The organism is Burkholderia sp. BCC0044 (assembly GCF_902832955.1).
Taxonomy (GTDB): domain Bacteria; phylum Pseudomonadota; class Gammaproteobacteria; order Burkholderiales; family Burkholderiaceae; genus Burkholderia.
Genome location: NZ_CADFDO010000002.1, coordinates 509,020 through 534,686 on the forward strand (window position 1 = coordinate 509,020; position 25,667 = coordinate 534,686).

Genomic DNA, 25,667 nt, shown 5'->3' on the forward strand with positions numbered 1-25,667 from the left:
GAGCGCGGTGCGCGCATTGGTCCGTTAGCCGGCGGCATGCGGAAGGCGAGCGCGACGGGTCGAAGCATGGGCGGATGCATTCACACCGCATGGCGGGATTTCGTGATCCGAACGCGATGTCGTCGGAACGGCGACACAGACGATGTGTTGACCGCAGCGCGGCTGCCGTACCGCATGATTCCGTGGCGCGGACGGCGCCGGCTCTCGCGCGCGGCCCGGCTCCGGACCTTCATCGGCCGGAACCGGGCTGCTGCTTACCGCCAAGAGCCGTCGACGTAGACCCACACCGGCCCCTGGCGGCGCCAGTAGCCGGGCACCCAGCGGCGTCCGGGGCGCCGCGCGACCCAGCGGCCGGACACCCATATATAGCGGCCGCGCTGCCAGCGCCAGTAGCCGTCCGTCCATATATAGCCGTGCGGCCGCGGTGGTGGCGGCCGACGATCGTGGCGTGCCGCCGGCGGCGCGAAGCCGGGGCGATCCGCATAGGGCGGCCCGCCGGGGACGCGGTTGGGGCCGGACGGCCGGTACACGGGCGGGGCGGGCTGGGCCGAGGCGGCGCGCAGCCAGCCGGTGCCGACGAAGGCGGCGGTCAATCCGATGGCGCGCAGCAACGAGCGTCGATTCATGGTGGTTCCTGTTCTGTATTCGAGGCCGCCTTACATTAGCCTGCCGGTACGCGCGCCGGGTTACGCGGGCGGTCAAGGCTGTTACCGAGTGTCACGGCAGGCGCGGGCCGCCTTTTCCTTTCTGGCGGCTGACAGGATCTTTCCGCCGTACGGGCGTCGCGCCTTGTTTACGGGTCGACGGGGACGTTTTAGATGCGGAACGGCCAATATTTGAGACCGAGTCGGGTAACAATTGCCGATTTGGGGGTGCCGAACCGAATCCGTTTGTTGTTTCTATGCAACCGTCAAGACGATGACATGTAAGAATGGTGCGATGAAAGCCTCCAAAAAGCCCTCGTCAAGAAGTCAAAAACAAACGTTAAAACAAATACTTATGACGCGGCCCCACTTTCATTATTTCTAGTTCTGGAAAAGCTTATTTCTTTATTTGCGGATCGCTCCCCTAGGGTACACCCCTAAACTCACGGTTCCCAAACGGGCAACTATCCGGGCGCCGCCAGCAGGACCGATGGCGCTCCCGGGCGGTTGCAGACCGTTTATGAACAAGGTCGCGAGACCTGCCTCTTTTTAGAAGGGAGCTCCACGAATGAACAAGACTCTGATCGTTGCAGCAGCTGCAGCATCGTTCGCTACCGTCGCTCACGCGCAAAGCAGCGTCACGCTGTACGGCGTGCTGGACGCAGGCATCACCTACACGAGCAACGTCCAGCCGGCACTCGGCCAAGCTGGCAAGTCGCGTTGGGCGATGGGTTCGGGCATTGACCAGAGCCGTTTCGGCCTGCGCGGCTCGGAAGACCTGGGTGGCGGCCTGAAGGCAATCTTCACGTTGGAAAGCGGCTTCAACATCGGTAACGGCCGCTTCGCGAACGGCAACGGCGGCATGTTCAACCGCCAGGCTTTCGTTGGCCTGTCGAGCCAGTACGGCACGGTCACGCTGGGTAAGCAGTATGACGCAACGCAAGACTACCTGGCGCCGCTGACGGCAACGGGCTCGTGGGGCGGCACGTACTTCGCGCACCCGCTGAACCTCGACCGTCTGAGCACGAACGGCGACGTCGCACAAAACAACACGATCAAGTACACGAGCGCGAACTACGCCGGCCTGCAATTCGGCGGCACGTACTCGTTCTCGAACAACACGAACTTCGGCAACAACCGTGCGTACAGCGCAGGTGCCGCATACCAGTTCCAAGGCCTGAAGCTGGCTGCTGCATACTCGCAAGCGAACCTGGGTGACGGTACGAACGCAAACGGCGCGACGTCGTCGGCGATCGGTGGCATCGCTAACCAAGGCCGCGTCCGCACGTACGGTGCTGCTGCTGGCTACGCATTCGGCCCGGCGCAAGTCGGCGCTGCATGGACGCAAGCGCGTCTCGACAACAATGCTGTCGCTGCAGGCACGCTGCGCACCGACAACTACGAAGTCAACGCGAAGTACAACCTGACGCCGGCTCTCGGCCTGGGCGCTGCGTACACGTACACGAACGCGAAGATCAACAACGGCAGCACGCACTGGAACCAGTTCGGCCTGCAAGCTGACTACGCACTGTCGAAGCGCACGGACGTCTACGCACAAGCTGTGTACCAGCGTGCAGCGAAGAACGGCATCGGCGCGTCGATCTACAACGGCGACAGCTTCAACAACAACCTGCCGAGCTCGTCGATCAACCAAACCGCAGCAACGGTTGGTCTGCGTCACCGCTTCTAAGCGTGACGGGCGGGGTAACCCGCTTCGCAGCATCGAAAAGGCGCCTTCGGGCGCCTTTTTTTCGTGTGCGGAAAGCGCGATGGCGATAATCCGGATCGTCCGGACGCAAAAAAGCGAGGCTCGTGCCTCGCTTTTGTCGTTCTGCGCCCGTATGGCGCGGCGGGTCGCCGGCGGCTCAGCGCGTGTATTCGCCGTTGGCTTCCGGCTGGAACACGATCGCGGCGACCTTCATCAGCTTTTCGGCACCGCTCGGCTGCATCACCTTGACCATCTGGCCGCGTTGCGTGCCCAGCAGCGCCATGCCGACGGGCGAGAAGACGTTCAGGCGGCCGAGTTCGAGGTTGGCGGCGTCCGGATAAACAATCGTCCAGGTAGCCTGTTCCTGGGTGGCTTCGTCGAGCAGCGTGATTTGCGAGTTCATCGTGACGACGTTCGCCTTGATGGCGTCGGGCTGAACGATATCGGCGCGCTCGAGCAGCGTGTCGAGCATCGTCTGGAAGCGCGGGTTGTGCTCGGCGTGCTTTTCGAGGCGAGCGACGTCGAGTTCGGTCAGCTGGTAAAGGCGTTGTTTCATGGTGGTTCTCCAAATGATCGGCAGGGGCAGGCGTGGCGTGCCTATGAGGATCGCCCGGAGCCTGTCTAACCTGGCTCCGGGTGGAGACCGAGCGGTCAGATCAGGCGCCGGGCAGGGGCGAGCGGTGCCTGGGCCGTGCGTCGAGCGACGGGATGTGCCGGCTGGCCGGCGCACGCGCGCACGCCGGCCGGGCCGGACGGCGAAACCGAAAGGGGCGTGAGCGCGTACATGGTGGATGGAATATCGACTGGCGAATAAAACCTTACGATTCTACAACACAACCTTCCGGACATGTGATCCGACTGTTGGCGTTTCGTCAGCGATTGTTGTGTGGATGAAGTAAGTTGCAACGGCCCTGTCCGGAAACAGTGGGCGATTTTTTCCAAAAACGCAACGCTGTATATTCAAACTAAGGGTTTCCCCTTGGAATGGCGCGCACTACACTGAATTCAATCGCTTCAGACAGTCACTGCCGGGGCGACGTCAAAAGAGAACATATTCCGGAGGTAAATCATCATGAAGTCGATCATCTACGCAGCCATCGCCGCATCCGTCCTTGCCGCTCCGATCGCGTCGTTCGCGCAGTCCGAGCAGGGCTTGACCCGCGCTCAGGTCAAGGGCGAACTTGTGCAACTCGAGCAGAACGGCTACAAGCCGCTGGCGAGCGATTCGCAATATCCGAGCGACATCCAGGCCGCCGAGCAGCGCATCCAGCCGAACCAGCCGATGCTCGCGCAAGCCGACACGAGCGGGTACGGCGCCGTGGCAACCGGTGCCGCGCAAGGCGGCCGCCGCGTGACGCGCGAAGCGCCGAATCCCGTGAATTCGGTGTACTTCGGTAACTGATTGAACGTCCCCGGGTCTGCCCGAGCGCACCGCTGAGTTGACGAGACGCGCGCGAGTCGCGCGCATCGTTCGCCCGCAGGAGCAGAACCTCCGTCGCCGCATGCCGGCGGCTTTCCGCCCAGACGCTGACGCGTTTGGGCCTTTTTTGCTGGGCGGATCAGGCGGACGTGACGCTGGGCGTGCCGTGGATATAGTGTTCGAGCTGGCTGATCGTGAACTGCTGATCGGCGATCACGCTCTTCACGAGGTCGCCGATCGAGATGAGACCGACCAGCTTGCCGCCGTCGAGCACGGGCAAGTGGCGCATCCGGTGCTCGGTCATCAGCGCCATGCACTCGTCGGTGGATTGCGACGGTTCGACGTAGCGCACCTTCGCCGTCATGATCTCCTCGACGCGGGTGGCTTTCGACGAGCGGTCCTGCAGGACGATCTTGCGCGCGTAGTCGCGCTCGGTGACGATGCCTGCGATGTCGTCGCCGTCCACGACCAGCAGTGCGCCGATGCCCTTTTCCGCCATCAGCTTGATGGCGTCGTAGACGAGATCGGTCTTCGTGACGGTGTAGATGGTGCGGCCCGAATCCGGCTTGGCCTTGAGAATCTGCGCGACAGTCGTGCTCATTCGCTTTCTCCGTGTGCAGGTCGATGCAGGGCAGGCGGGGCGTGATGCGCGTCACCCGGTGAGCCCAGTATAGCCGGGCGGGCGGCGGCAGTCGCGTGACGTTTCCAGATTAGCGGTAAACTCCCGTCACGCACCATCCACATAACTCCTACATTCCTGAACGTTTCGATTGAATTCATGATGTCTTCGCGTCCCCAATCGCCCACGCCGGGCAATGGCCAGGCCGACGAGTGCGTGACGCTCGTCGCTACCGCGTCGCTGCCCACGCGCTATGGTACGTTCACGTCATACGCGTTTCGCGTATCGGGCAGCGATGCCGAACATCTCGCGCTCGTGATGGGCGACGTGACGGGCGAGCAGTCCGTGCTGACCCGGCTGCATTCCGAATGTCTGACCGGTGACGTGTTCGGCTCGTACCGCTGCGATTGCGGCGAGCAACTCGATCTCGCGTTGCGTTACATCGCGGCCGAAGACCGCGGCGTGCTGCTGTATCTGCGCGGCCATGAAGGCCGCGGCATCGGCCTGAGCAACAAGATCCGCGCGTACGCGCTGCAGGAGCAGGGGCGCGACACCGTCGAGGCGAATCTCGATCTCGGCCTGCCCGACGACGCCCGCGAATATGATTCGGCCGCTGCGATCCTGCGCATCCTCGGCGTGACGTCGGTGCGGCTGATGAGCAACAACCCGAAGAAGTTCGATACGCTCGTGAAGCACGGCATTCCCGTTTGCGAGCGCGTGGCGCTCGCGGTGCCCGTGCGCGAGGAAAACGAGCGGTATATCCGCACGAAGCAGACGAAGTTCGGGCATTACTTCGAAGAGAACGAGTAACAGGAGCGGGCGCGCTAGCGCCCGTTTCTCGTCATCTGTTGTCCCGATCGTGGCAGGTACACGCGACGATCGCGATCGTCTCCCCCTCATGCGTTCCAGTACCGGGCTTGTGACGTCAGCTGCGTTGCGCGCGGCGTCCGTCCGTTCCGTACTCGCGTAACGATCGCGCCGTCGAATCGAAACCGAATGCGTGGACGCTGCGTCGCTGACGACCGGCGGATGCACAGGCACGAACGCTCCGACGGCCACGCCGACGTGTAACCGCTCACGCGCGTCAGCCCGTCAGCGCCACGTACCGTTCTGCAACACGATCCGGTAGCCGTCCGCATCCTCGAAGGTCTGGCCTGATATTTCCCAGTACGGATTGAACGACGTCACGGGCATGAAGCCGTGCGCGGTCGCGCGCTCGCAGGCGGCTTCCCATTCCGGGCGATCGGGCAGGTAGAACACGATCAGATCCTCGGGCGTCGGCGACGGCGCGATCGGATGGTCGGGGCAGTGCGTGAACTCGAAGTGATAGTCGAGGCCTTCGCGTCCGAGCATCACGCCGGAAAAGCCGTCGTGATTCTCGAAGCGCGCCAGTACCGACAGATCGAGGCCGTCGCGATACATGCGTTCGGTGCGGGCGAGGTTGTTGACCGGGCGGGCAATGCGCAGATGGGCGTGCAAGATGACCTCGGCGGGAAGTGGCGGGCCGGTCAATGATAAGCCGGCCGATCAGGATTGCGCGACGCGAGCGCATCGTGTTTCGGGCGATACTCGCCGTATCGGACGATATCGATTCGCTCCGGCTAAAACGAATCGAACCGTCGAGCCTCGTCTCGTGAAAGAAGAAACATGACGCTTCTCGATCCAGTAGTGTGTGCACTCCGCGTCGCAGCGGTCACCCATCTGCAAGACCTTCGAATTCATGCGTTCGGCTGCGCCTGCCGCACGACGTGCCGAGACGCGCATACCTGGCGGGAGACGACGAATGGGTAAGCCGGATCTTCGTCGACCGGTTGCCGGACCTTATCGTCAGTCGCGATGGGCGGCGGGACTCGAGGCCGCTTTCGGATGGGTGGCAAAGGGAACGTTGGTACTGGCCGGACTGGCGATGGTCGCGTTGGCGGCGCTGACGGGCGACGTCGGTGCGCTGACGGACGTGCCGACGACCCGGAAAGGTTGGCTGTACCTGCTGCTGGCGCTTGTCGTGGCGGTCGCGCTGATATTTGCGGTGCACCACTACTGGTTGCGACCGACCGGGGTACGTCCACCGGGCTAGCCAGACGGGGCGCGTGATTTGGCCCCGAAAACCGTTCAGGCAATAAAAAAGCCCGCTGCTTGAGCGGGCTGAATCCATGTTTGGAGACATGGAGGAGACAGACGTAAATTTAAGGGAAAACCCGGACGTTTGTAAGCCCTCGTTGTATCCGCACAACTTGCCGCCGCGCACGCCGCGTTGCGGCGGCGCGCGGCACGGCCTCATTCATATGCCGGCGGCGCGTGCGGGCGCCGCAAACGCGCCGAACCGCTCCTGCGCGACGGGCAGCGCGTATTTGCTGCGCATCTCCGTCTCGATCCATGCACACGCCTCGCGCGCGCAGTCGGTCAATGCGTGCCGCGTCGCGTGCCCGTCGATGTCGTAGACGAAACGCACGCCGACTTCATCATCGTCGACCTGTCGTTCGAGCTGATTGAGCTGCAGTTGCGGCCCGTGCTGTTGCGACAGCGCGCGCAATTCGTCGAAGTGATATTCGAGCCAGTCCGCGAAGAACAGCGCGTCGCTGTGGCTGGGCAGGCGGAACGCCGCGCTGCGCGACGGGCGCGCCGCGATTTCGCCGGCCGCCGCCGCATGCGGTTCGCGGTCGGAGGCGACCGGCGAGAGCGGGTGCCGAATCTGCCGATACGGTTCGCGGTCGCGCAGCGCGTGCCACAGCAATTCGTCGCCGGCGGCGCCGGATGGCTGCATCGTCAGGTCGTGCCGGCCGTCGCCGGTCGCGGCGACGTCGCGGATTACGAGGCGCAGCGAGCACAGCGGCTCGTCCGCGACCAGCAGGGTTGCCGGGCGGGGCAGCCCGCACACGAGCGGCGCGGCGCCGGCCGCACGAAACACGAGCCCGCGGCGGTCGAGCCGCACGAGCGGCAACGGCCTGGGAAACGACGGGTAGGCGACCGTGATGCGGGCGCCGCCGGCGCTCGTCAACCCCGGCATCATCGCGCGAAAGACCTGGGACTGGTCCACGTTGGTTCTCCTTCGTTACGATGCCGCCCGGACGGAAACGTGCGTTCCGGCTCAGGCGGCGATAGCTTGCCGGGCGGCTTGCCCCGGCTCGATTCCTAGCGCAGCAAACGTTTGCGGATCGATGTCGATCCAGCACGCGACCACCAGGCGTCCGTCTACCTGCTTCGGCGGGCCTGCGCGGTGCGCGTGTATGCCGATCCGGCGGAACAGCCGCTCCATGCTCGCGAACGTCACGCCGATCAGCTGCCGCGCGCCGAGCTGCGCCGCGCATTCGACGACGGCCGCGAGCATCGGGCGCACGGCCCATTCGGCATTGCCCGGGCCGCCTTCGTCGTCGGTCGCCGCGAAGCGGGACAGTTCCCAGACGGCGGCCGATTGCGGCAGCGGCATGTCCTCGGCGACCAGGTCGGCGAACAGCGACTTCAGCAGGTACGGGCGCGTCGTCGGCAGCAGGCGCGCACATCCGCACATGTCGCCGGCGGCGTTTCGCGCGAACACGTAGACGGTATCGTCGCGATCGAACTGGTCACGCTCGAAACTCTCGTTCGCCGACGGAAGCGCCCAACCGAGCTGTTCGACGAATACGCGGCGCCGGTAGCGCCCGAGATCCGCCGCGAGTGCGTGCGGCAACCGCCCTTCCTCGTGAACGAAGGTCTGCATGGATGTCCTCGGATCTGTGCTTTTGTATGCACGCATTACAGCGCGCGGCACGAGGAGCCTGTAACTGGTAACTCTTACAGGGTGGCGGCGTAAAGACGCCATTTGCGGGGTGGTAACGGTTTCTTGATCGACGGGATTGAAAACCGGCCGGCTTTTGCTTATAAAGAGCGCCAGTCTTGCAAAATCGTCAGAGGAATGCGCGGCCAGTTGTCACTGGAGCGTGGGACCGGCATGATAGGCGTCGTTGTGCCCGAGCAGGGCGGACACGACCGCGGCGGGCCAGTCGATGGCGGCGAGCCGCGCGGCGAGCGCGGCGGCCGTGCGGAACATGCCGATGTCGGCGCCCTTGGCGTCGATGGCCATCACGTTGCTGCGGACGTCGCCGCCCGCGATCACGAACGTGCCGGTCGCGCGTTCGAGGTACCAGTCCCAGCCGACCGTCACGTAGGCGACGCCGGCACCGGCCGCGCGATGCCATTCGGTATAGCCGGCGAGGCGGGCGTCGATCGCGTTGTCGCGCAGTTCGGCCAGCAGCGAGGGATCGAGGCCGCTCGCGACATGGTCGAGCACGAGTGCGGCCAGTGCGCCTTCTGACAGGCGTACGTAGCCGTCCGGGGACGGGCCGGGGACAGGGTGCAGCAAGGGTGAAGTCATGCGCGGAATGTATCAGCCTCGAACGGGTGCTGGAACCTGACAAGTATGACAGCGTGACGTTGTCGGAGAAAGAATGGAACTGCGCTGGCAGGATGCCTACCAACAATTCAGCGCCGCGGAAGACGAGCAGCAGCTCTTCCAGCGGATCGCCGCCTATTCCAGGCGGCTGGGATTCGAATATTGCTGTTACGGCATTCGCGTACCGCTGCCCGTTTCGAAGCCGGCGGTCGCCATCTTCAATACCTATCCGGACGGCTGGATGGCGCACTATCAGGCGCAGAACTACATCGAGATCGACTCGACGGTTCGCGACGGCGCGCTCAGCACCAACATGATCGTCTGGCCGGACGTCGACAACATCGACCCGTGCCCGCTGTGGCAGGACGCGCGCGATTTCGGGCTGTCGGTGGGTGTCGCGCAGTCGAGCTGGGCCGCGCGCGGCGCGTTCGGCCTGCTGAGCATCGCCCGTCATGCCGACCGGCTGACGCCGGCCGAGATCAACATGCTGACGCTGCAGACGAACTGGCTCGCGAACCTGTCGCACTCGCTGATGAGCCGCTTCATGGTGCCGAAGCTGTCGCCCGCGGCGGGCGTCACGCTGACCGCGCGCGAGCGCGAGGTGCTGTGCTGGACGGCCGAGGGCAAGACCGCGTGCGAAATCGGCCAGATCCTCAGCATCTCGGAGCGCACGGTCAACTTCCACGTGAACAACATCCTCGAGAAGCTCGGCGCGACCAACAAGGTCCAGGCGGTCGTCAAGGCGATCTCGGCCGGGCTCATCGAAGCGCCCTGACGTTACGCGACGGCGGCGCGGGCGGTGCCGGATGCGGCGGCCGCGTCGCCGTTCATTCCATCAGCGGTTCCGCTTCCTTCGCGGTCCAGCTCACGCTGGAAATGCTTTTCTCCATGCTCATCCGGCTCGCGATCTGTTCGAGCTTCTGCTGATCCTTCGGATGCAGCTTCAGCGTCGCGGTCACCTTCAGCCGGTCCGGCTGGTCGGGCACGTCCTCGCTCGTGAGGCTCTGGAACGACAGCGGCTTCGCATACATCGAATTCGACAGCAGCGTGCGGATGTGCACTTCGTCGGCGGCGAGGCAGATCACGGTGATCTGGTATTCGCGCACGAGATCGGCATTCGAGACGGGCGTCGCGTTGATGGCCTGGCTGACGCCGCGCAGTACCGTATTGGTGAGCAGCACGACGCCGGTGCCGGCGAGCGCGGGTACGTAGTGGCCGGAGCCGGACAGCACGCCGACGGCGGCCGAGCACCACAGCGTCGCGGCCGTGTTGATGCCCTGGATCGAGCCCTTGTCGCGCATGATCACGCCGCCGCCGAGAAAGCCGACGCCCGACACGACGTACGCGGCGATCTGCGTGACGCCCGCGACGCCGTTGCCGGTCAGCACGCCGAGCGTGACGAACAGGCATGCGCCGCTCGCGACGAGCGTGATGGTGCGCAGGCCGGCCGTGCGCTGGCGCATCTGTCGCTCGAGGCCGATGGCGACGCCGCAGGCGAACGCGGTGAAAAGACGGAGTGCGAAATCGAAAGTCATGGGTTGTCCTGCCGTGCAAGAAGCGCATGCCGGCTCGCGTCGCCGCGGCGCAAGGCCGGAGGCGACGCGGCGCTAGCCGTCATCGCGCGGTACTGTACCGCGCGAATGCGTCATTCAGTGTGAAACGGATGGCGTGCGGCCCGCGGAACGCGAGCCGGGGCAGGAGAACTGCGGCGGACAGGCGTTCAGGCGGCAAGCGGCGCACGCAACGGAGTGCTGCAACTGTCCACGATGGTTCCTGAAGGAAGAATGGGCGGCATTCTAGTGGGCGGCGCGCGCCCGCGTCAACCGCGTCGCGGCGGCGCTACTGCGCCGAGCCGATCGTCCCCGTCGCGAGTGCGAGCGCGGCGGCGGCCGACAACGCGCCGGCATAGCTGTCGACTTCCGCGTTCCGCGCGGCGAGCAACTGGCTTTGCGCGATCGTCGCGTCAGTGACCGAGCCGACGCCGTTGCGGTACGCGGTCAGCGCCGCGTCGTAGCTCGTTTGCGCGGCCTCGACGAGCGCCTTCGCGGCGTCGTGCGACGCGAGGCTCGTCTGCACCGCGTTCTGCGCGGCGACGACCTGGCGCACCGCTTCTTCCTTGGTCCGCGTGAGGCGCGCGGATGCGCTTTCCGCGTCGTTGCGCGCCTGCATCAGCACGGCCGAGCGCAGGCCGCCGTCGTACAGCGGAATCGTCACGCCGAGGAACACGCCGCCGCCGTAGCGGCTGCCGTTCAGGTTGACGGTCGGCGCCTGGTCGCCGATCGCGGGCAGCGCGGAGATGGACGTGCCGCCGCTCGCATACGACGTCGACGCGGACAGGAAAACCTTCGGCATGAACGCGGCTTCCGCCGCCTTGATCTTCGCGCGATTGGCCTTTTCGACCGCGAATGCGCCCTGCAGATCGGGGCGGCGCGCGATCGCGTCCGACACGATCGCGTCGACCGACGAGCCGAGCGCGGGCGGCAGCGGCCGCTTCGGCAGCGCGGCGATCGTCGGCTTCGACAGCGGCGAGATGCCGAGCGCGGAGACGAGGGCGAGGTAGCTGTCGCTCTCGGCGCCGTTCGCCTGCACGAGCGCGAGGTTCGCTTGCGCGCGGTTCTGCGTCGCCTGCGCGAGCTCGACGACCGTGCCGACGCCGTGCTTGAGCCGCGCGCGGGACGCCGCGAGGATCGCATCCGCGTTCGTGAGGCCCTGTTGCGCGCTGAGCGCGCGCGAGCGTGCGGCTTCGTAGCGGTAGTACGAGACCGTCACGTCGTGGATCACCTGCTGGTGCACGGCCGTGAACGCGACGTTCGACGCGATCGACGCCTGTTCGGCCGCCTCGACGCGCGCCGCTCGGCCGCCGAAATCGAACAGCAGCCACTGCAGCGACAGCGCCGAAATCGTCCCGTGCGCGGTCGTGTTGCTGGACGAATCGCCGAGGATCGTCGACGTCGAGCCGTGGTTCGCCTGGTACGCGCCCATTGCCGTCGCCGACAGGCGCGGCAGATAGGCGGACTTCGCGAGGCCGACCGCGAGCGCCGCGTTGCGCGCGTCGTTCCATGCGATGCGGGTCAGCGGGTTCGCGGATTCCGCGAGATCGATCAGTTCGGGCAGCGTGTACGCATGCGCGGCATCGAGCGCGGCCGGCGGCGACACCGACGCGAGCGCCGGCGACGCAGGCAGCGTGTAGTCGTGTGCACCTTGCGCGGACGCGCGCGGCGGCGCCGCCACGATCTCGCCCGCGGCCGACGTTTGCGGCTGCCACGGGCGGTCGGACGCCTCCGGCGCCAGATCGATCGACGACGTCGCGCAGCCGGCCAGCGCGACGGCGGTCGCGAGCGCGGCGGCGGCGATCGACGCGGCCGGCGGTTCAGGTGGGCGCATGAGGGGCAGGCTCCTTCGGTGTGGCTTGACGGGCGGCGTCGGCGAGATGGGCGAGCCGCGCGTCGATCAGGTTCAGCAGCGCGTCGCGCGCGGGGTCGATGGGCGCGGCCCCCGACGGTGGTGTCGGCGCATTCGCGCGGCGCGCGGTTTCGTCATCGGCCGGTTCGGTCACGCGCGCGAGCTGCGCGCCGATCGCCGCGTCGCCCGGATTGCGTTCGGCGAGCAGGAACAGCGGGCCTTCGAGCGCACCGAGTTCCGCGAGTGCGCGCCGTCGCGTGGCCAGCCACGTCGCGGCCGGCCGCACCCACGACGGTTCGTAATGGACCAGCCCGAGTTCCTGCGAAATCGCCCCGTGACGCGCGAACGCGTCGGCGGCGAGCGCGCGCCGTTCGGCCGGCTGCGCGATCTGCGCGATGCGTCGCCACTGGTCGAGCAGCGCGGCGAACGCGACGTCGATCTGCTTGCCGATGCTGACGGGCCAGATGCGTGTGAACACGAGATACACGACGACGTTGCCGAGCAGGATGCCGATCGTGCGGTCGCGCGCGATCGTCAGGTCGAAGCCGGGGTCGGCGCCCTGGATCACGCACAGGAAAAACGCGAACGCGATCTGGAAGCCGGCATACGCGATGCGCGGCGAGCCGAACGCGACCCACGCGGACAGCCACGCGCCCGCGAACACCAGCGCCATCAGGTGGCCGACCGACGACAGCGCCGGCACGACGAACACGAGCGCGGCCGTGCCGAGCAATGCGCCGATCATGCAGCCGAAGATCCGCAGCGTGAGCTTCTCGACCGTTTCGGCCGTCGAGCCGAGCGACACGATGTAGCAGGTGACGACGCAGGTATGGATGCCCGACCAGTCGAGCTGCGAGTACAGCAGGTAACAGAAGATCGCCGCGGCGGTCGTCTTCAGCGCATAGCGGATGTGGTCGGGATTGGTGCGTGCGTCGGGCAGGAAGAAGCCGCCGCGTGGGGCCGGTGCCGGCGCGGCGACAGGTGCTTCGGGCGTGGCTGCAGCGGCGGCGGGCGTTGCGTCGGCCGAAGCCTGCGCCGCTGCATCGGCCGTCGGGGCCGTCGGCGCTGTCGCGCCCGGCTCTGCGAAATGGGTGATCGCTGCCTGGAGATCGGTCGCGGCGATGCGCGCGAGCGGCGGCAGCGCGTTGGCGGGCGGCAGCGCGAGCGTCACGTCGACCGGGTAGCCGCCGCGTTCGAGAATGGCGGCCATGTCGTCGAGCGTCGCGGCGATCGGCGTGGCGAACGCATCGGGCAGCCGCGCGTCCGGCTCGCGATCGGCCAGCGCGACGCCGACCATCAGCGCGGTGCTCGACGCGATGGCCTGGCGCAGCGCCGCGACGTCGGCGGCGCTCGACGAGCCTTCGAGCTTCGACAGCTTCAGCCACGTGAGCAACGGCTTGTCGCCTTCGCGCAGGCTCGCGTCGAACGCGGCACGCGCATCGTCGTCGCCGCGCAGTCGCCGTGCGGCGAGCCGCAGCCGCTTCGCGAGCTGCGCGTGCGCAAGCTTGCGCGGCGACGGCGCGATCAGCAGGTTGACGACGATCGCCACGCCGACGGGGATCGCGATCGTCAGCCAGATGTACAGCAGCGCGCGGGTGGCGGCTTCGCCGAACGGCGCGAGGCCGAGCTGGTCGAGCCCGAAGCCGACGATCATCGCGAGGATCGCGCCCACCGGGCGCAGCTTGCTGGCGGAAGTCAGGTACAGCAGGGCGACCGACAGCACGGCCATGCACGCGACCCGCAGGATCGAATAGTCGATGCTGAAGATCGCGATGCCGAGCACGAGCCCGATCACGATGGTGACGATCAGCAGCAGCGCGGCCGCGAGCACGACGCTCGTCACACGGTCGGCGCGGATCATGAAGAACACGACGTACGCGGACAAGGCGGCTTCGGGCGTGCCGTACGCGGCCGTCACGAGCGCAGTCAGCGCGCAGATCAGCGCGACGCGCACGGCGATGGCCATGCGCCCCGGAAACGGCGCGAGCAGCCGCAGGACTTCGCGCGGGCCCGGCGCGCGAACGTCAGCGGCAGGCTGAGCCATGCCGGACCTCGACGATCGCGCTCGCGCCGACACGCACGAGCTTGCCGTCGGGTTCGTCGAGCTTCACGCGTACGGGGAAGCGCTGCGCGACGTGCACCCAGTTCACCGAGTTCTGCACGATCGGCAGCGAGCGCGGCAGGTTGATGCGCGCGCTGTCCGCGATGCCGGCGCCGATGCCGACGACCTTGCCCGTCATCGGGCGGTCGCGGTCGATCATCGAATAGACGGTCGCGCAGTCGCCGACCGCGATGCGGTTCAGCGACGTCTCGCGGAAATTGCCGACCGCGAACCATTCGCTCGCGTCGATCAGCGTGAAGATCGACTGGTTCGGCGCGAGGGTTTCGCCGGGGAGCACGCTCAGGCCCGTCACGAGCCCGTTGTGCGGCGCGCGCACGACCGTGTCGTCGAGCGCATGCTGCGCGCGGGCCAGCGCGGCTTCGCGCGCATGCAGTGTCGCGATCGCGTCGGCATCGTCGCCGATCGTCTGCGCGGACGCGCGCTGCTGCTCCTGCGCCTGCGCGAGCGAGACCGACGCGTCGCGCTGGCGCACCTTCGCCTGGTCGAACTGCTGCGCGCTGACGTAGCCCTGCGCGGCGAGCGGCGCGAGGCGGTTCACGTCGCGCGTCGCGAGATCGTAGTTCTGCGTCGCGCGCTTGACCTGCTCGGCGGCGACGGACGCGTTCGAGCGCTCGCCGATCAGCGAACGGTGGCGCGTGTCGAGCGACGCGCGCGCGAGTTCGAGGTCGGCCTGCGCCTGCGCGACCGTCAGCCGGTACGGCACGGGATCGATCACGTACAGCAGGTCGCCTTTCGCGACGCGCTGGTTTTCATGCACGGCGAGCTGCACGATGCGGCCGCCGACCGGCGACGCGACGTGCACGACGTCCGCGTCGATCGACGCGTCGTCGGTGGACGGGTAGGCCGTCGTGCGGTGGTACGCGTACGCGAGCGCCGCGATGCCGAGCGCGACGATCGCGAGCGCGATCACGCGGCCTTTGACGGAGGGGCGGGCGATACCGGCGGCCTTCATGCGAACGGCCCCGTGCCGGTGAGCCAGACGATCACGGCGACCACGAGCCCGATCGCGGTGCAGACGGCGAGCTGGTAGGGCACCGTCGCGGCCCAGCCGGTCGCGACGAACACGCGGTGCGCGACGATCGCGCCGACGACACCGACGATCGCGCTGACGAGCCACAGCGGAAAATACGCGCCGAACAGCACGTAGGACGGTGCGCCGCGCGATGCGCAGCCCGCGAGCGGCAGGGCGGGCGCCAGGACGGCGGCGACGCGCAGGGGCGCGCGCGGCGTTGTTTTTCTCATGGTGTGACGAGCTCGACGTTGGGGGTGGATGCCGGGCGCGGCGCAATGCGGATCGTCGCGACCGGCCGGGCCGCGACGACGATTCCTGGATACGGAGCCGATCATAAATCAGCGCGATGTGGACCGCCAGCGATCCGGCACGCGTTCGCGGCATGGGCCGAGGCTGGTCGTGGCCGCGCCGGCGGTCATGCCGAACGGGCCGGCGGCGCGTCTCGACAGCGATGATCGGACCGCCGCGATTCTGCCAGTACCCCTCGCGCAGGGTTGCTAACGGACTGTAAAGGATCGTCAGACGAAATCATGCAGCGGAATTTGCTGTGCCGACGCGGCGGCAATCGACGCGCAAACCGCCGATTGCCGCTCGAACGCATGCGAATCCGGTCAGTCCGGCTGGCCGCGTGCATCCGCGACGCGCAGGTCGACGAGATCGCGCGCGAAGCGCGGCAGCGCATCGGGATCGGCGACGCAGATCTGCAACTGGCGGTCGGCCCAGTTGTCTTCGAGCGCGAGGAGACGCAGTGCCTTCGGGCAGCACGCCGACGTTCGCGTCGCTCATCCGGCAGGCCGTCTCGAAGTGGCTGACCGGGATGCGCCAGCGCAGCGTGCGCTGCACGTCGGCGGCCGCGCGTTTCAGGAAGGTATGGACCGCGTTCGCCTCGGGCAGGCCGATGAAGTCGTGGTCGAGCGTCGCGACGAACGGCGTCGACGACAGATCGGCGAGCGGGTGGCCGAGCGCGATGGCGAGCACGAGGCGGTCGCGCCGGGAGGGCGTCGCCTGCAGCCCGTCGGTGAGCACGTCTCCACGTCGATGCCGATGTCAATCGTGCTTTCCTGTACCGCGTGCGCGATGTCGGCGTTCAGCCGCTCCTGCATGTCGATCGTCACGTCCGGATGATCGACGAGAGCGTGGCGCTGCACCGCCGGCCGCGACCCGTCGTCGCGGCCGGGATCTGTGTACCATCGTGCGTATGGCGCGACGCGCGGCCCCGAGGCATCACGGCCCGTGCGACGCGCATCGGGGAAGCGGTACTGCAACGAAGGTGAACGTTCCATGCGAAGTTTCTTTGTCCGGTTCATTGCAATCGGCGTGCTGTTCCATCTGTATGTCGGGATGCGGATCATTCCCGACGCATTCGCGTCGCCGCTCGCGCGCACGATCGCGGCGCTCGTGCTGGCGAGTTTCGTCGTGCTGATTCCGGTCGGCATGTTCTCGCGCCGCTTCGACGAAGGTTGGGCGGCGACGCTGGTCGGCTGGGCCGGCGCGCTCGCGATGGGCTTCTTCTCGTCGCTGCTGGTGCTGACGTTCCTGCGCGAAATCGTGCTGCTCGGCGTGTTCGCGTGGCGGCATCTCGGGCATGACGGCGCATGGAGCAGCGCGGCGCCCGACACGGCGCTCGGCGTGCTGGCGGCCGCAGTGCTCGCGACCGCGATCGGGTTCGTCGGCGCGCGTCGCACGGCGGCGGTCAAGCGCGTGTCGATTCCGGTCGCCGGGTTGCCGGCCGCGCTCGACGGGCTGACCATCGTGCAACTGTCGGACATCCACGTCGGGCCGACGATCAAGCGGCCCTACATCGAACGGATCGTGCGTGCGGTCAACGCGCTCGACGCCGACCTGGTGGTCGTGACGGGCGATGTGGTGGACGGTTCGGTCAAGCGGCTGCGCGAACACACGGCGCCGCTCGGCCAGATGCGCTCGCGGCACGGCACCTTCCTCGTGACGGGCAACCACGAGTACTACGCGGGTGCGCATGCGTGGATCGACGAGTTTCGTCGTATCGGGCTGACGGTGCTGCTGAACGAGCACGTGCTGATCGAGCGCGGCGGCGCGCGGGCGGTGCTCGCGGGCGTGACCGACTTCACGGCGGGCGGCTTCGATCCCGCGCATCGCAGCGACCCCGCGCGGGCGCTGGCCGGCGCGCCGAGCGACGTCGGCGCGAAGATCCTGCTCGCACACCAGCCGCGCAGCGCGGAAGCGGCGAACCGCGCGGGTTTCACCGTGCAGTTGTCGGGGCATACGCATGGCGGCCAGTTCCTGCCGTGGCCGCCGTTCGTGCGGTTGCAGCAGCCGGTGATCGGCGGGCTGAACCGCTTCGGCGACATGTGGCTGTATACGAGCCGCGGCACCGGCTACTGGGGGCCGCCGAACCGCTTCGGCGTGCCGTCCGAGATCACGCTGATTCGACTGACGCGCGGCGAGTAGAGGGCGGGGCGGCGGCCGTGACGCGATACGAACGCGCGTCACGGCGCACGGCGGCTGCCTTTCGGCCTGTCGGCGGCGAATGACAGCGCATGGCGGTGCGCGGCGCCGTTGGCTAGTATGCAGAGATGCGTCGTTCGCTCCGTTCCCCGCCCGTTCCTGCCGACATGTCGACGCCCGATCTCTTCGCTGAAACGCCCGTGCCCGACGTGGACTGGTACCCGGACTGGCTGGCGCCGCCCGACGCCGATCGCGCGCTGGCCGCGCTGATCGGCGAGGTCGCGTGGCGGCAGGACACGATCCGCACGCCGCGCGGACGCATTCCGTTGCCGCGGCTCACCGCGTGGCAGGGCGAACCGGATGCCGTGTACGTGTACTCGGGGATCCGCAACGTCCCCGAGCCATGGACGCCGGCCGTGCTCGGGCTGAAGCACGCGGTCGAAGCGACCTGCGGCGTGCGTTTCAACAGCGTGCTGCTCAATCGCTATCGCAACGGGCTGGACAGCCTCGGCTGGCACGCGGACAACGAGCCCGAACTCGGCGGCGCGCCGGTGATCGCGTCGGTGAGCCTCGGCGCGATGCGCGTGTTCGATCTGCGCCATCGCGCGACCGGCGTCACGCATGCGTACCGCCTCATGCATGGCAGCCTGCTCGTGATGCGCGGACGCACGCAGGCCGAATGGCAGCACCGCGTGCCGAAGGTGCCGGGCGTGCAGGGCGAACGCGTGAACCTGACCTTCCGGCGCGTGTCGATGGCCGACGTATAGGTCGCGCCCCGTTTCCCTGATCCACGAAAGAGCGAGGCAGGCAATCAGCCGTTCGTGCGGCACGTTGCCACACGAACGCAATGCGGGGCCGCCCGACGTGGCGCTGAGGCCCGCCCAGCAATGCTTTCAGTCAAATTCGATCGACCGCCCGGTTCCGATAGGTGAGTGAAACCTCTGATGGTGCGTCGCAACAATTCTTGAATAAACTGTCGAATGACAGAAGTGCGTCGGCATGCCGGCGCGACCCTTTCGACATGTCTCCGTACGTTGCCGACGCAGCGCGCACGGAGCAGGAGCAAAACGCGTGACCGTACTCGACCCTTCCTTCGCACCCTCGCTGCACGTCTTCGAGCAAGACGGCGGATGGCAATGGGCGCTGACGGTGAAGCGGGCGACCGGCGTCGGCGTGAAAGTCGTGGCGTTCAGCCGGGAAGGCTTTCGCGGCGAAGCCGAGGCATACGCCGCCGGCCAGCTTGCCCGCGCCGAATATGACGCCGCCGTGACGGCCTGACGCCGTCGCGCCGATCCCGCCCGAGGATCGTCTTCCCTCTGTACCGCCCGTTGCGGGGCGGTGCTGTTCCGACTGTTTCCCATTTTTCGCTTTTCGCTGGTGGCGAGAGGCGACTGTCTGCTGGCGTTTTGCCGCGCCACATGGTTCGTGCCATTCGATGCTCGAGCATCGCGCCGACGATACGACGCGCGTAGCGAAAGCCGGTGTCGAGCTCTATCGTAATAAGATATGACGTTATCGCACCGGCGGGACGATGACGTCCCGCCTTCCTGAAAGGAGCTATCCGTGCAACTGACCCAGTTAGGCGGGCATGTCGCCCAATCCGGCATCGCCGAGCGGCAAAAACACGCGCAGGCGCTGATGTTCGGGATGGCGAACATCGACGAGTACGTGTCCGGCGGCGTCTGCTACGACGCCGCGGCGTATGTCCGGTATCTGCTGCGTGCCGACGCGATCATCGCGCCCGGCGCGCTGCTCGACACGATCGGCCAGTTGTGGAAGACGCGCTTCAACTTCGAGACCGGCGATCAATGGGACGGGCGCGCGAGCATTCCGGCGGGCACCGCGGTGGGCTTCGCGCGCGGCGCGAATGTCTTTCACGCCGCGATCGCCGTCGGCGGCACCCGGATTCGCGGGATCAACGGCGGCCTGCTGGGCGCCGGATGGCTGCATCCGGTCGATCTGACACGGGTGCTTCAGCCGGATCCGGCCGGCGGCTTTTCGTACGACCGCACGACCATTCGCGTCTATCTGTCGCGCCTGTAGGCTGTCCGGCGTCGAATCTCACGCTGTTTTCCCCCGCCAGCCGAAGGCGGTCGCGCGCCAACGCCGCGCGGCCGCCTTCCCGCCGTCCGGCGATTTCCGCATGGCGTCGCGCCGTCCAACGCTGCTATCCTCTCGACCTTGAATGACGCGTCATGGCGGCGTGGGCGCGCATGCTGCATCGCGACGCCGCGCGCCGGTGCGAGCCCACGCGCGCACTGAGGTAGCATGACTGAATATCCACGGCGATCCATGACCTGTTTCGTGACTGACTTCCTTCCGTCCATGTCCACATGGTCAAGACAACGATGAGCGGCGCACCCGATCCGGCGGTGCCTGGCGACGACGAGTCGTCGGGCGGCGCCTCGTCCTATCTGGTGCCGGGGCTCGAACGCGGGCTGCGGATCCTCGCCGAATTCTCCGCGCGCGAGCCCGTGCTCGGCGCGCCCGAGCTGTCGAAGCGCATCGGCATTCCGCGCACGACCACGTTCCGCCTGCTGCAGACGCTCGAAGCGCTCGGTTTTCTCGAACGCGTGAACGGCGACCGCTATTTCCGGCTCGGCGTCGGCGTGCTGCGGCTCGGCTTCGAATACCTGAATTCGCTCGAACTGACCGATCTCGGCGCGCCCGTGCTCGAACGGCTGCGCGACTCGACCGGCCTGTCGACGCACCTGCTGATCCGCGACCAGCGTGACGTGGTGTTCGTCGCGAAGGCGCAAAGCAATGCGTCGATGTTCGGTTCGGTGAAGGTGCACGTCGGCACGCGGCTGCCCGCGCATGCGACCGTGCACGGCCACGTGCTGATGGGCGACCTGACGCGCGATGCGCTGCGGCAGCTCTATCCGGAGAAGAAACTCGAGCAGTTCACCGAGCGCACGCCCGGCACCGTCGACGAGCTGTACGAACGCGTGCGTCATTACGCGCGGCTCGGCTATGCGGTCAGCGAGGCGGCGTTCGAGAGCGGCATTTCGGCCGTGACCGCGCCCGTGCGCGATCATTCGGGCTCGATCGTCGCGGCGATCACCGCGACGGTGCCGCGCTCGGAGATCGGCGACGCCGCCGAGAAGGAGCGGCTCGTCGAAGCCGTGTGCGGCGCGGCGGTCGACCTGTCGCAACGGCTGAACTATCGTCCGCTCGAAAACGACCCGACGTTCGCGCATGCGCGCCACAAGGTCGCGATGTTCTGACGCGCGCATCGATCCGGCCGCCGCGCGCGGCATGGCAAACGACAAGAGCGGCCCGCGGGCCGCTCTTGTCGTTTTCGGGCGCCGAAGCCCGGCGCCTGAACGCGTTCAGAACGAGTGATGAATCCCGGTCAGCACGATCACCTGGTTCGCGGTGCTCGACACGCCGGCCGTGAAGAACGCGGCCTTTGCGCCGCCCGAACCGTGTTCATAAAGCACGTTCGCATACAGCTGCGTGCGCTTCGACAACGCGTAGATGTCGCCGAGTTCGACCTGCGTCCAGCGGCGGCCGGCCAGCGTCGTGGTCGCCGCGCCGCCCGCGATCGTGTTGAACGCGCTGCTGCGGTAGTTCACGCCCGCGTCGTAGCTCTGGAACGTGTCGGAAAACCCGTTCGACTGCATCTTCACGCGCGTGTAGAGGCCGTGCACGAGGAAGTCGCCGATCTGGTACGACGCGCCCGCGCCGATGTTCTCCACCTTGTTCGCGAGGTAGCCGTTCGCGGTGTTCTGCCCCTGGAACGACGTGATGCCCGTCTGGCTGATCAGGATCGAGCGGTCATGCTCGTTCGAGTAGACGGCCGACGCCTTGAACGGCCCGTTCGCATAGTTCAGCGCGACGCCGACCGATTTGCCGGTCGAGAAGTTCGTCGTGTTGCCGAGCGCGAGCGTCGCCGCGGCCGAGAAGCCGGCGAAGGTCGGCGAACGGTACTTCACCGAATTGTTGTACGGCACGTTGCCGGTCGCGGCGAGCCCGTCGATGTTGCCCGGATGGAACGCGTACCAGCTCAGCGCAAGGTACGCGGTGCTGAGCGGATCGAGATAGTCGAACGACAGCGGCGTCTGGCGGCCGAGCGTCAGCGTGCCGTAGCGCTCCGACGCGAGGCCGACGAACGCCGCGCGGTTCCAGATCGTGTTCGCGGTCGCGAACTGGCCGTTGTTCGTATAGAAGCCGTTTTCGAGCTGGAAGATCGCCGACAGCCCGCCGCCGAGGTCTTCCTTGCCCTTCAGGCCCCATCGATCCGGCTGCGTATTGCCCTGGATCATCGCCCACTTCGCGTGGCCGCCGACGTTGTTCACGTACGCGACACCCGCATCCAGGCTGCCGTACAGCACCACGCTGCTCTGCGCCCACGCGCCCGACGCGGCGCCCATCCCGATCACTGCCGCTGCTACCGCATGCTTGACCATTTTGTCTCCTGACTCTCCAACCTGATGAAAACGTGTCGTGACGGCTGCGCGGGGACGGCCGGCCGTCGCGCATGTTCATCGCCAAGGGGCTTTTATTTGTTCCATATAAGGAACGATGTACCTTTGATGGAATGGAGTATAGAGGCGTCGAGCGCCGGATCAAAAATAAATTTTTCGGGACGGATGCGTGCCGTGCCGGGCGCTCGACCCCACGGCGTGATGTCCTGAAAAAGCCGATAAATCCCCGTCAAACAACAAAAAATTACATTCGAGAAGGCAAGCGAAAGCGTTCGTCGAGCTCGCGGTCGGTGTTTTCCCTAACGAATGCAGCTTTTTGTTTTACTCGTGGAGAGTCACTTCTATAATCACCATCCATAAACTGCTGTTCCGGATATGGAACAAATCGGAACAAACCGAGAGTCGATCAGAAGGAAGGGTGCGAGATGTCTGAACAATGGATTTGCGCCGGTCACGCCGGTGCGCTGTCGGAAGACACGCCGATCGAGTTCAAGCGGACCGACGGCGTGGAAATCGGGATCTACCGCGTCGGCGAGGACGTCTATGCGCTCGAGAACGTGTGCCCGCATGCATACGCGCTGCTGACGCAGGGGTTCGTCGACGAAGGCACGGTCGAATGCCCGCTGCACGAGGCCGTGTTCGACATCAAGACGGGCGAATGCCTGAAGGGCCCGGGCGGACGTGCGCTGAAGCAGTACGCGGTGCGCCTCGCCGGTGAAGAAATCCAGATCAAGGTGGACTGACATGAAAGAAGCGACCGTCAACTTCAATCCGTTCCTGAAGCCGTGGGTGGCGCCGCAGCCGAACAACGTCGCCGGCAAGGGGCAGATCGAGATCCCCGGCCAGGTCGAGAACCAGATCTGGCAGAACCGCAAGGCCGCACCGACCCAGTACGAAAACGACCTCGGCGATGCGCTCGAGCGCGTGTTCGAGAGCGGCGCGACCGAGCTGGACGACATTGTCGCGGGCCTGAACCGCATCGGTTTCCGCGCGCCGGACGGCTCGGTTTGGACACCTGAGCGTTTCCGCGCCGAAATGGCCTCGCTGGCGGAATGAGCGCACCGACCGCACCGCGCGCCTGAACGCCGACCCGACAACCGCACCGCATCCGGAGCACATTGATGACGTCCCCCGACCAACACGAAACCCGACACGACCCGGTCCGCGACTATCTCGATCGCGGCATCAAGAACTACTGGTATCCCGTCGCGCCGAGCTGGCAGGTGTCGAACGCGCCCGTCGGCCTCACGCGCCTGTCCGAGCAGATCGTGCTGTGGCGCGATCACGAAGGCAAGGTCCACGCGCTGGAAGATCGCTGCCCGCATCGCGGCGCGCGCCTGTCGCTCGGCTGGAACCTCGGCGGCAACATCGCGTGCTGGTATCACGGCATCGAAGTCGACGGCGGCGGCACGGTCAACCGCGTGCCGGCCGTGTCGAACTGTCCGCTCGAAGGCACGAAGTGCGTGAAGTCGTATCCGGTCGAGGAGAAGGCCGGCGCGATCTTCCTGTGGTTCGGCGACGAAGCGCACGGCGAGCCGGCGCCGCTGAACCTGCCGGAAGAACTGGTCGCCGATGAATACGCGCACTTCCTGTGCGTATCGAACTGGAAGTGCAATTACCAGTACGCGATCGACAACGTGATGGACCCGATGCACGGCGCGTATCTGCACGCGACGTCGCACTCGATGGCCGAAGGCGACAAGCAGGCCGACATGCGCGTGCGCAAGACGGACACGGGCCTGATGTTCGAGAAGATCGGCCAGCGCGACGTGAACTTCGACTGGGTCGAGCTCGGCGAAACCGGCTGCCTGTGGATGCGCCTCGCGATTCCGTACAAGCAGAAGTTCGGCCCGGGCGGCAACTTCGGGATCATCGGCTTCGCGACGCCGGTCGACAGCGACCACTGTCAGGTCTACTTCTGGCGCACGCGCAAGGTCAGCGGCTGGCAGCGCGACGTGTGGCGCTTCATGTACCGCAACCGCCTCGAAGGCCTGCACTGGGACGTGCTCGAGCAGGATCGCTACGTCCTCGAAAGCCTCGCGCCGCATGCGCGCGATCACGAATACCTGTACCAGCACGACGTCGGCATCACGCGCGTGCGCCGGATGCTGCGCCAGCGGGCGCAGGAACACCTGTCCGCGCTCGACGCGCATCGTGCGGCGCACGCCGCTTCGGAGCCCGCGAATGGCTGAGTTCGCTCCGGTCGTCGCGCTGCCCGGTCGCCGCGTGCTCGTCACGGGCGGCGCACGCGGTCTCGGCGCCGCGTTCGTGACGGCGCTGGTCGAAGCGGGCGCGCAGGTCGCGTTCGGCGACGTGCTGATCGAAGAGGGCCGCGCGCTGGCCGCGCAGCTCGCGCAAGCCGGCCACGCCGCGCATTTCCTCGCACTCGACCTCGCCGACCCGGCCAGCATCGACGCGTTCGTCGCGCAGGGCGCGGCGGCGCTCGGCGGCATCGACGCGCTGATCAACAACGCGGCGATCACGAATTCGGGCGGCAAGCTGTCGACGGAGCTCGACGTGTCGACGTGGGATGCCGTGATGAACGTGAACGTGCGCGGCGTGTGGCTCGTCAGCAATGCGGCGCTGCCGCACCTCGCGCAATCGGGCCGCGGCGCGATCGTGAACCTTGCATCGGACACCGCGCTCTGGGGCGCACCGAAGCTGCTCGCGTACGTCGCGAGCAAGGGCGCGGTGATCGCGATGACGCATGCGCAGGCACGCGAGTTCGGCCCGCACGGCGTGACGGTCAACGCGATCGCGCCGGGGCTCACCGAAGTCGAGGCGACCGCCTACGTGCCGGCCGAACGCCATGCGTTTTACCTGCAGGGTCGCGCGCTCACACGGGCGCAGGTGCCCGGCGACGTGACGGGCCCGGTGCTGTTCCTGCTGTCGGACGGCGCGCGCTTCGTGACGGGCCAACTGCTGCCGGTGAACGGCGGCTTCGTAATGAACTGATTTGAAGTTTTCACTCTGAATGAAGGAGAGGACGATGGCGGACGCCGATCTCGAACGCAAGTCGTGGGACCAGCCGGAAGGCGCAAGCTTCAATGACTGGATGGAAGGGCGCGTCGCGCGCTACGAAACGCGGCGCTACGACTGGGACGCGCTGAAGTTCCAGGCCGACTACGACCCGAAGTACCGCCGTGCGCAGATGCGCTATGTCGGCACGGGCGGCACGGGCGTCGCGAAGGACGTCAACACGGTGCCGGCCGGCAACTTCACGTTTTCGACGATGGTGATCCCGGCCGGCAACATCGGCCCGAGCCACATCCACATCGACGTCGAGGAAATCTTCTTCGTGCTGCGCGGCAAGATGAAGGTGATCTGCGAGCGCGACGGCGAGACCTGGGAAGCGATCCTCGGCGAGCGCGACCTGATCTCGGTGCCGCCGGGCGTGTATCGAACGGAAATCAACATCGGCGAGGAAGATGCGCTGATGTGCGTGATGCTCGGTTCGTCGAAGCCGATCACGCCGACGTATCCGCCCGATTCGCCGCTCGCGAAGATCAAGCGCTGA

29 protein-coding genes are annotated in these 25,667 nt (G+C 66.8%); 15 read left to right on the forward strand and 14 right to left on the reverse strand.

The features are described from left to right. Positions 1-254: 254 nt before the first annotated feature. Entirely contained in the window at positions 255-626 is a 372-nt protein-coding gene (locus HWX14_RS10855; protein ID WP_089502001.1) for a YXWGXW repeat-containing protein, read from the reverse strand. 586 nt (positions 627-1,212) lie between these two features. Between HWX14_RS10855 and HWX14_RS10860 the strand changes: the two genes are divergently transcribed. Next, entirely contained in the window at positions 1,213-2,334 is a 1,122-nt protein-coding gene (locus HWX14_RS10860) for a porin (protein ID WP_175882720.1), read from the forward strand. A gap of 175 nt (positions 2,335-2,509) precedes the next feature. Here the strand turns inward: HWX14_RS10860 and HWX14_RS10865 are convergent, their stop codons facing one another. After that, positions 2,510-2,908 carry a GreA/GreB family elongation factor gene (locus tag HWX14_RS10865; protein ID WP_006486027.1) on the reverse strand — a complete coding sequence of 133 codons (399 nt, stop codon included), beginning with the start codon at positions 2,906-2,908 and terminating at the stop codon, positions 2,510-2,512. A 516-nt stretch (positions 2,909-3,424) separates the two neighbouring features. Between HWX14_RS10865 and HWX14_RS10870 the strand changes: the two genes are divergently transcribed. Further along, positions 3,425-3,754, forward strand: a complete 330-nt coding sequence (locus HWX14_RS10870; RefSeq protein WP_175882721.1) for a DUF4148 domain-containing protein — start codon at positions 3,425-3,427, stop codon at positions 3,752-3,754. 157 nt (positions 3,755-3,911) lie between these two features. Here the strand turns inward: HWX14_RS10870 and HWX14_RS10875 are convergent, their stop codons facing one another. Further along, on the reverse strand, positions 3,912-4,373 hold the full coding sequence (locus HWX14_RS10875) for a CBS domain-containing protein (protein WP_069619283.1): 462 nt from the start codon (positions 4,371-4,373) through the stop codon (positions 3,912-3,914). A 177-nt stretch (positions 4,374-4,550) separates the two neighbouring features. On the opposite strand from HWX14_RS10875, the gene ribA reads away from it, so the two are divergent. Next, entirely contained in the window at positions 4,551-5,201 is a 651-nt protein-coding gene (gene ribA, locus HWX14_RS10880) for a GTP cyclohydrolase II (protein ID WP_006480964.1), read from the forward strand. A 282-nt stretch (positions 5,202-5,483) separates the two neighbouring features. Here ribA and HWX14_RS10885 read toward each other — a convergent pair whose 3' ends face one another. Further along, the gene (locus HWX14_RS10885; RefSeq protein WP_175882722.1) at positions 5,484-5,870 is read right to left on the reverse strand and encodes a VOC family protein; all 387 of its coding nucleotides are present in this window, start codon (positions 5,868-5,870) and stop codon (positions 5,484-5,486) included. A 304-nt stretch (positions 5,871-6,174) separates the two neighbouring features. On the opposite strand from HWX14_RS10885, the gene HWX14_RS10890 reads away from it, so the two are divergent. After that, complete coding sequence (locus HWX14_RS10890; protein ID WP_175882723.1) at positions 6,175-6,465, forward strand: hypothetical protein; 291 nt, start codon at positions 6,175-6,177, stop codon at positions 6,463-6,465. A gap of 204 nt (positions 6,466-6,669) precedes the next feature. Here the strand turns inward: HWX14_RS10890 and HWX14_RS10895 are convergent, their stop codons facing one another. The 3 genes from HWX14_RS10895 to HWX14_RS10905 form a co-directional block, all read right to left on the reverse strand. Next, positions 6,670-7,425 (reverse strand): hypothetical protein, encoded by a 756-nt coding sequence (locus HWX14_RS10895; protein WP_175882724.1) that lies wholly within the window; start codon positions 7,423-7,425, stop codon positions 6,670-6,672. Between the two features lie 51 nt (positions 7,426-7,476). Next, positions 7,477-8,085 carry an acyl-homoserine-lactone synthase gene (locus HWX14_RS10900; protein WP_175882725.1) on the reverse strand — a complete coding sequence of 203 codons (609 nt, stop codon included), beginning with the start codon at positions 8,083-8,085 and terminating at the stop codon, positions 7,477-7,479. Between the two features lie 210 nt (positions 8,086-8,295). Next, on the reverse strand, positions 8,296-8,739 hold the full coding sequence (locus HWX14_RS10905) for a DUF4902 domain-containing protein (protein ID WP_175882726.1): 444 nt from the start codon (positions 8,737-8,739) through the stop codon (positions 8,296-8,298). Between the two features lie 73 nt (positions 8,740-8,812). Between HWX14_RS10905 and HWX14_RS10910 the strand changes: the two genes are divergently transcribed. After that, the gene (locus HWX14_RS10910; protein ID WP_175882727.1) at positions 8,813-9,532 is read left to right on the forward strand and encodes an autoinducer binding domain-containing protein; all 720 of its coding nucleotides are present in this window, start codon (positions 8,813-8,815) and stop codon (positions 9,530-9,532) included. A gap of 52 nt (positions 9,533-9,584) precedes the next feature. Here HWX14_RS10910 and HWX14_RS10915 read toward each other — a convergent pair whose 3' ends face one another. The 6 genes from HWX14_RS10915 to HWX14_RS10940 form a co-directional block, all read right to left on the reverse strand. Further along, positions 9,585-10,292 carry an MgtC/SapB family protein gene (locus tag HWX14_RS10915; RefSeq protein ID WP_010089673.1) on the reverse strand — a complete coding sequence of 236 codons (708 nt, stop codon included), beginning with the start codon at positions 10,290-10,292 and terminating at the stop codon, positions 9,585-9,587. A 304-nt stretch (positions 10,293-10,596) separates the two neighbouring features. Then, positions 10,597-12,141, reverse strand: coding sequence for a TolC family protein (locus HWX14_RS10920; RefSeq protein ID WP_175882728.1), 1,545 nt, complete (start codon positions 12,139-12,141; stop codon positions 10,597-10,599). Next, a complete protein-coding gene (locus tag HWX14_RS10925) occupies positions 12,128-14,203 on the reverse strand; it encodes an FUSC family protein (RefSeq protein ID WP_175882729.1) in 2,076 nt (691 codons plus the stop codon). The genes HWX14_RS10920 and HWX14_RS10925 overlap by 14 nt, the downstream gene beginning before the upstream one ends. Further along, on the reverse strand, positions 14,184-15,233 hold the full coding sequence (gene mdtN, locus HWX14_RS10930; protein WP_175882730.1) for a multidrug transporter subunit MdtN: 1,050 nt from the start codon (positions 15,231-15,233) through the stop codon (positions 14,184-14,186). The genes HWX14_RS10925 and mdtN overlap by 20 nt, the downstream gene beginning before the upstream one ends. Continuing rightward, complete coding sequence (locus HWX14_RS10935) at positions 15,230-15,523, reverse strand: hypothetical protein (protein WP_011547413.1); 294 nt, start codon at positions 15,521-15,523, stop codon at positions 15,230-15,232. Before HWX14_RS10935 ends, mdtN begins: the two co-directional genes overlap by 4 nt. A 298-nt stretch (positions 15,524-15,821) precedes the next feature. Further along, a complete protein-coding gene (locus tag HWX14_RS10940; RefSeq protein ID WP_175882731.1) occupies positions 15,822-16,319 on the reverse strand; it encodes a LysR substrate-binding domain-containing protein in 498 nt (165 codons plus the stop codon). Between the two features lie 255 nt (positions 16,320-16,574). Here HWX14_RS10940 and HWX14_RS10945 point away from each other — a divergent pair, with 255 nt between their 5' ends. From HWX14_RS10945 to HWX14_RS10965, 5 genes are all read left to right on the forward strand, one after another. After that, a complete protein-coding gene (locus tag HWX14_RS10945; protein WP_175882732.1) occupies positions 16,575-17,723 on the forward strand; it encodes a metallophosphoesterase in 1,149 nt (382 codons plus the stop codon). Between the two features lie 164 nt (positions 17,724-17,887). Then, positions 17,888-18,487, forward strand: coding sequence for an alpha-ketoglutarate-dependent dioxygenase AlkB (locus tag HWX14_RS10950; protein ID WP_244130200.1), 600 nt, complete (start codon positions 17,888-17,890; stop codon positions 18,485-18,487). A gap of 304 nt (positions 18,488-18,791) precedes the next feature. Then, on the forward strand, positions 18,792-18,998 hold the full coding sequence (locus HWX14_RS10955; protein ID WP_034204546.1) for a hypothetical protein: 207 nt from the start codon (positions 18,792-18,794) through the stop codon (positions 18,996-18,998). A gap of 285 nt (positions 18,999-19,283) precedes the next feature. Continuing rightward, on the forward strand, positions 19,284-19,763 hold the full coding sequence (tecA, locus tag HWX14_RS10960; RefSeq protein WP_175882734.1) for a type 6 secretion system effector deamidase TecA: 480 nt from the start codon (positions 19,284-19,286) through the stop codon (positions 19,761-19,763). Between the two features lie 290 nt (positions 19,764-20,053). Further along, entirely contained in the window at positions 20,054-20,947 is an 894-nt protein-coding gene (locus tag HWX14_RS10965; protein WP_175882735.1) for an IclR family transcriptional regulator, read from the forward strand. A gap of 105 nt (positions 20,948-21,052) precedes the next feature. Here HWX14_RS10965 and HWX14_RS10970 read toward each other — a convergent pair whose 3' ends face one another. Continuing rightward, entirely contained in the window at positions 21,053-22,132 is a 1,080-nt protein-coding gene (locus HWX14_RS10970; protein ID WP_175882736.1) for a porin, read from the reverse strand. Positions 22,133-22,575: 443 nt separating this feature from the next. On the opposite strand from HWX14_RS10970, the gene HWX14_RS10975 reads away from it, so the two are divergent. From HWX14_RS10975 to HWX14_RS10995, 5 genes are all read left to right on the forward strand, one after another. After that, the gene (locus HWX14_RS10975) at positions 22,576-22,893 is read left to right on the forward strand and encodes a non-heme iron oxygenase ferredoxin subunit (protein WP_175882737.1); all 318 of its coding nucleotides are present in this window, start codon (positions 22,576-22,578) and stop codon (positions 22,891-22,893) included. A gap of 1 nt (position 22,894) precedes the next feature. Further along, entirely contained in the window at positions 22,895-23,206 is a 312-nt protein-coding gene (locus HWX14_RS10980) for a recombinase-like helix-turn-helix domain-containing protein (RefSeq protein ID WP_175882738.1), read from the forward strand. Between the two features lie 65 nt (positions 23,207-23,271). Then, positions 23,272-24,342 (forward strand): aromatic ring-hydroxylating dioxygenase subunit alpha, encoded by a 1,071-nt coding sequence (locus HWX14_RS10985; protein ID WP_175882739.1) that lies wholly within the window; start codon positions 23,272-23,274, stop codon positions 24,340-24,342. Continuing rightward, complete coding sequence (locus HWX14_RS10990) at positions 24,335-25,105, forward strand: SDR family oxidoreductase (RefSeq protein ID WP_175882740.1); 771 nt, start codon at positions 24,335-24,337, stop codon at positions 25,103-25,105. Before HWX14_RS10985 ends, HWX14_RS10990 begins: the two co-directional genes overlap by 8 nt. Positions 25,106-25,139: 34 nt before the next feature. Then, positions 25,140-25,667 carry a cupin domain-containing protein gene (locus HWX14_RS10995; RefSeq protein ID WP_011547424.1) on the forward strand — a complete coding sequence of 176 codons (528 nt, stop codon included), beginning with the start codon at positions 25,140-25,142 and terminating at the stop codon, positions 25,665-25,667.

Coding starts and splice junctions, on each gene's coding strand:
- mdtN (WP_175882730.1), bottom strand. CDS start 15,233: ATGAAGGCCGCCGGTATCGCCCGCCCCTCCGTCAAAGGCCGCGTGATC.
- HWX14_RS10935 (WP_011547413.1), bottom strand. CDS start 15,523: ATGAGAAAAACAACGCCGCGCGCGCCCCTGCGCGTCGCCGCCGTCCTG.
- HWX14_RS10855 (WP_089502001.1), bottom strand. CDS start 626: ATGAATCGACGCTCGTTGCTGCGCGCCATCGGATTGACCGCCGCCTTC.
- HWX14_RS10980 (WP_175882738.1), top strand. CDS start 22,895: ATGAAAGAAGCGACCGTCAACTTCAATCCGTTCCTGAAGCCGTGGGTG.
- HWX14_RS10875 (WP_069619283.1), bottom strand. CDS start 4,373: ATGAGCACGACTGTCGCGCAGATTCTCAAGGCCAAGCCGGATTCGGGC.
- HWX14_RS10890 (WP_175882723.1), top strand. CDS start 6,175: ATGGGTAAGCCGGATCTTCGTCGACCGGTTGCCGGACCTTATCGTCAG.
- HWX14_RS10920 (WP_175882728.1), bottom strand. CDS start 12,141: ATGCGCCCACCTGAACCGCCGGCCGCGTCGATCGCCGCCGCCGCGCTC.
- HWX14_RS10970 (WP_175882736.1), bottom strand. CDS start 22,132: ATGGTCAAGCATGCGGTAGCAGCGGCAGTGATCGGGATGGGCGCCGCG.
- HWX14_RS10915 (WP_010089673.1), bottom strand. CDS start 10,292: ATGACTTTCGATTTCGCACTCCGTCTTTTCACCGCGTTCGCCTGCGGC.
- HWX14_RS10975 (WP_175882737.1), top strand. CDS start 22,576: ATGTCTGAACAATGGATTTGCGCCGGTCACGCCGGTGCGCTGTCGGAA.
- HWX14_RS10925 (WP_175882729.1), bottom strand. CDS start 14,203: ATGGCTCAGCCTGCCGCTGACGTTCGCGCGCCGGGCCCGCGCGAAGTC.
- ribA (WP_006480964.1), top strand. CDS start 4,551: ATGATGTCTTCGCGTCCCCAATCGCCCACGCCGGGCAATGGCCAGGCC.
- HWX14_RS10995 (WP_011547424.1), top strand. CDS start 25,140: ATGGCGGACGCCGATCTCGAACGCAAGTCGTGGGACCAGCCGGAAGGC.
- HWX14_RS10990 (WP_175882740.1), top strand. CDS start 24,335: ATGGCTGAGTTCGCTCCGGTCGTCGCGCTGCCCGGTCGCCGCGTGCTC.
- HWX14_RS10985 (WP_175882739.1), top strand. CDS start 23,272: ATGACGTCCCCCGACCAACACGAAACCCGACACGACCCGGTCCGCGAC.
- HWX14_RS10910 (WP_175882727.1), top strand. CDS start 8,813: ATGGAACTGCGCTGGCAGGATGCCTACCAACAATTCAGCGCCGCGGAA.
- HWX14_RS10865 (WP_006486027.1), bottom strand. CDS start 2,908: ATGAAACAACGCCTTTACCAGCTGACCGAACTCGACGTCGCTCGCCTC.
- HWX14_RS10905 (WP_175882726.1), bottom strand. CDS start 8,739: ATGACTTCACCCTTGCTGCACCCTGTCCCCGGCCCGTCCCCGGACGGC.
- HWX14_RS10950 (WP_244130200.1), top strand. CDS start 17,888: ATGTCGACGCCCGATCTCTTCGCTGAAACGCCCGTGCCCGACGTGGAC.
- HWX14_RS10945 (WP_175882732.1), top strand. CDS start 16,575: ATGCGAAGTTTCTTTGTCCGGTTCATTGCAATCGGCGTGCTGTTCCAT.
- HWX14_RS10965 (WP_175882735.1), top strand. CDS start 20,054: ATGGTCAAGACAACGATGAGCGGCGCACCCGATCCGGCGGTGCCTGGC.
- HWX14_RS10870 (WP_175882721.1), top strand. CDS start 3,425: ATGAAGTCGATCATCTACGCAGCCATCGCCGCATCCGTCCTTGCCGCT.
- HWX14_RS10860 (WP_175882720.1), top strand. CDS start 1,213: ATGAACAAGACTCTGATCGTTGCAGCAGCTGCAGCATCGTTCGCTACC.
- HWX14_RS10900 (WP_175882725.1), bottom strand. CDS start 8,085: ATGCAGACCTTCGTTCACGAGGAAGGGCGGTTGCCGCACGCACTCGCG.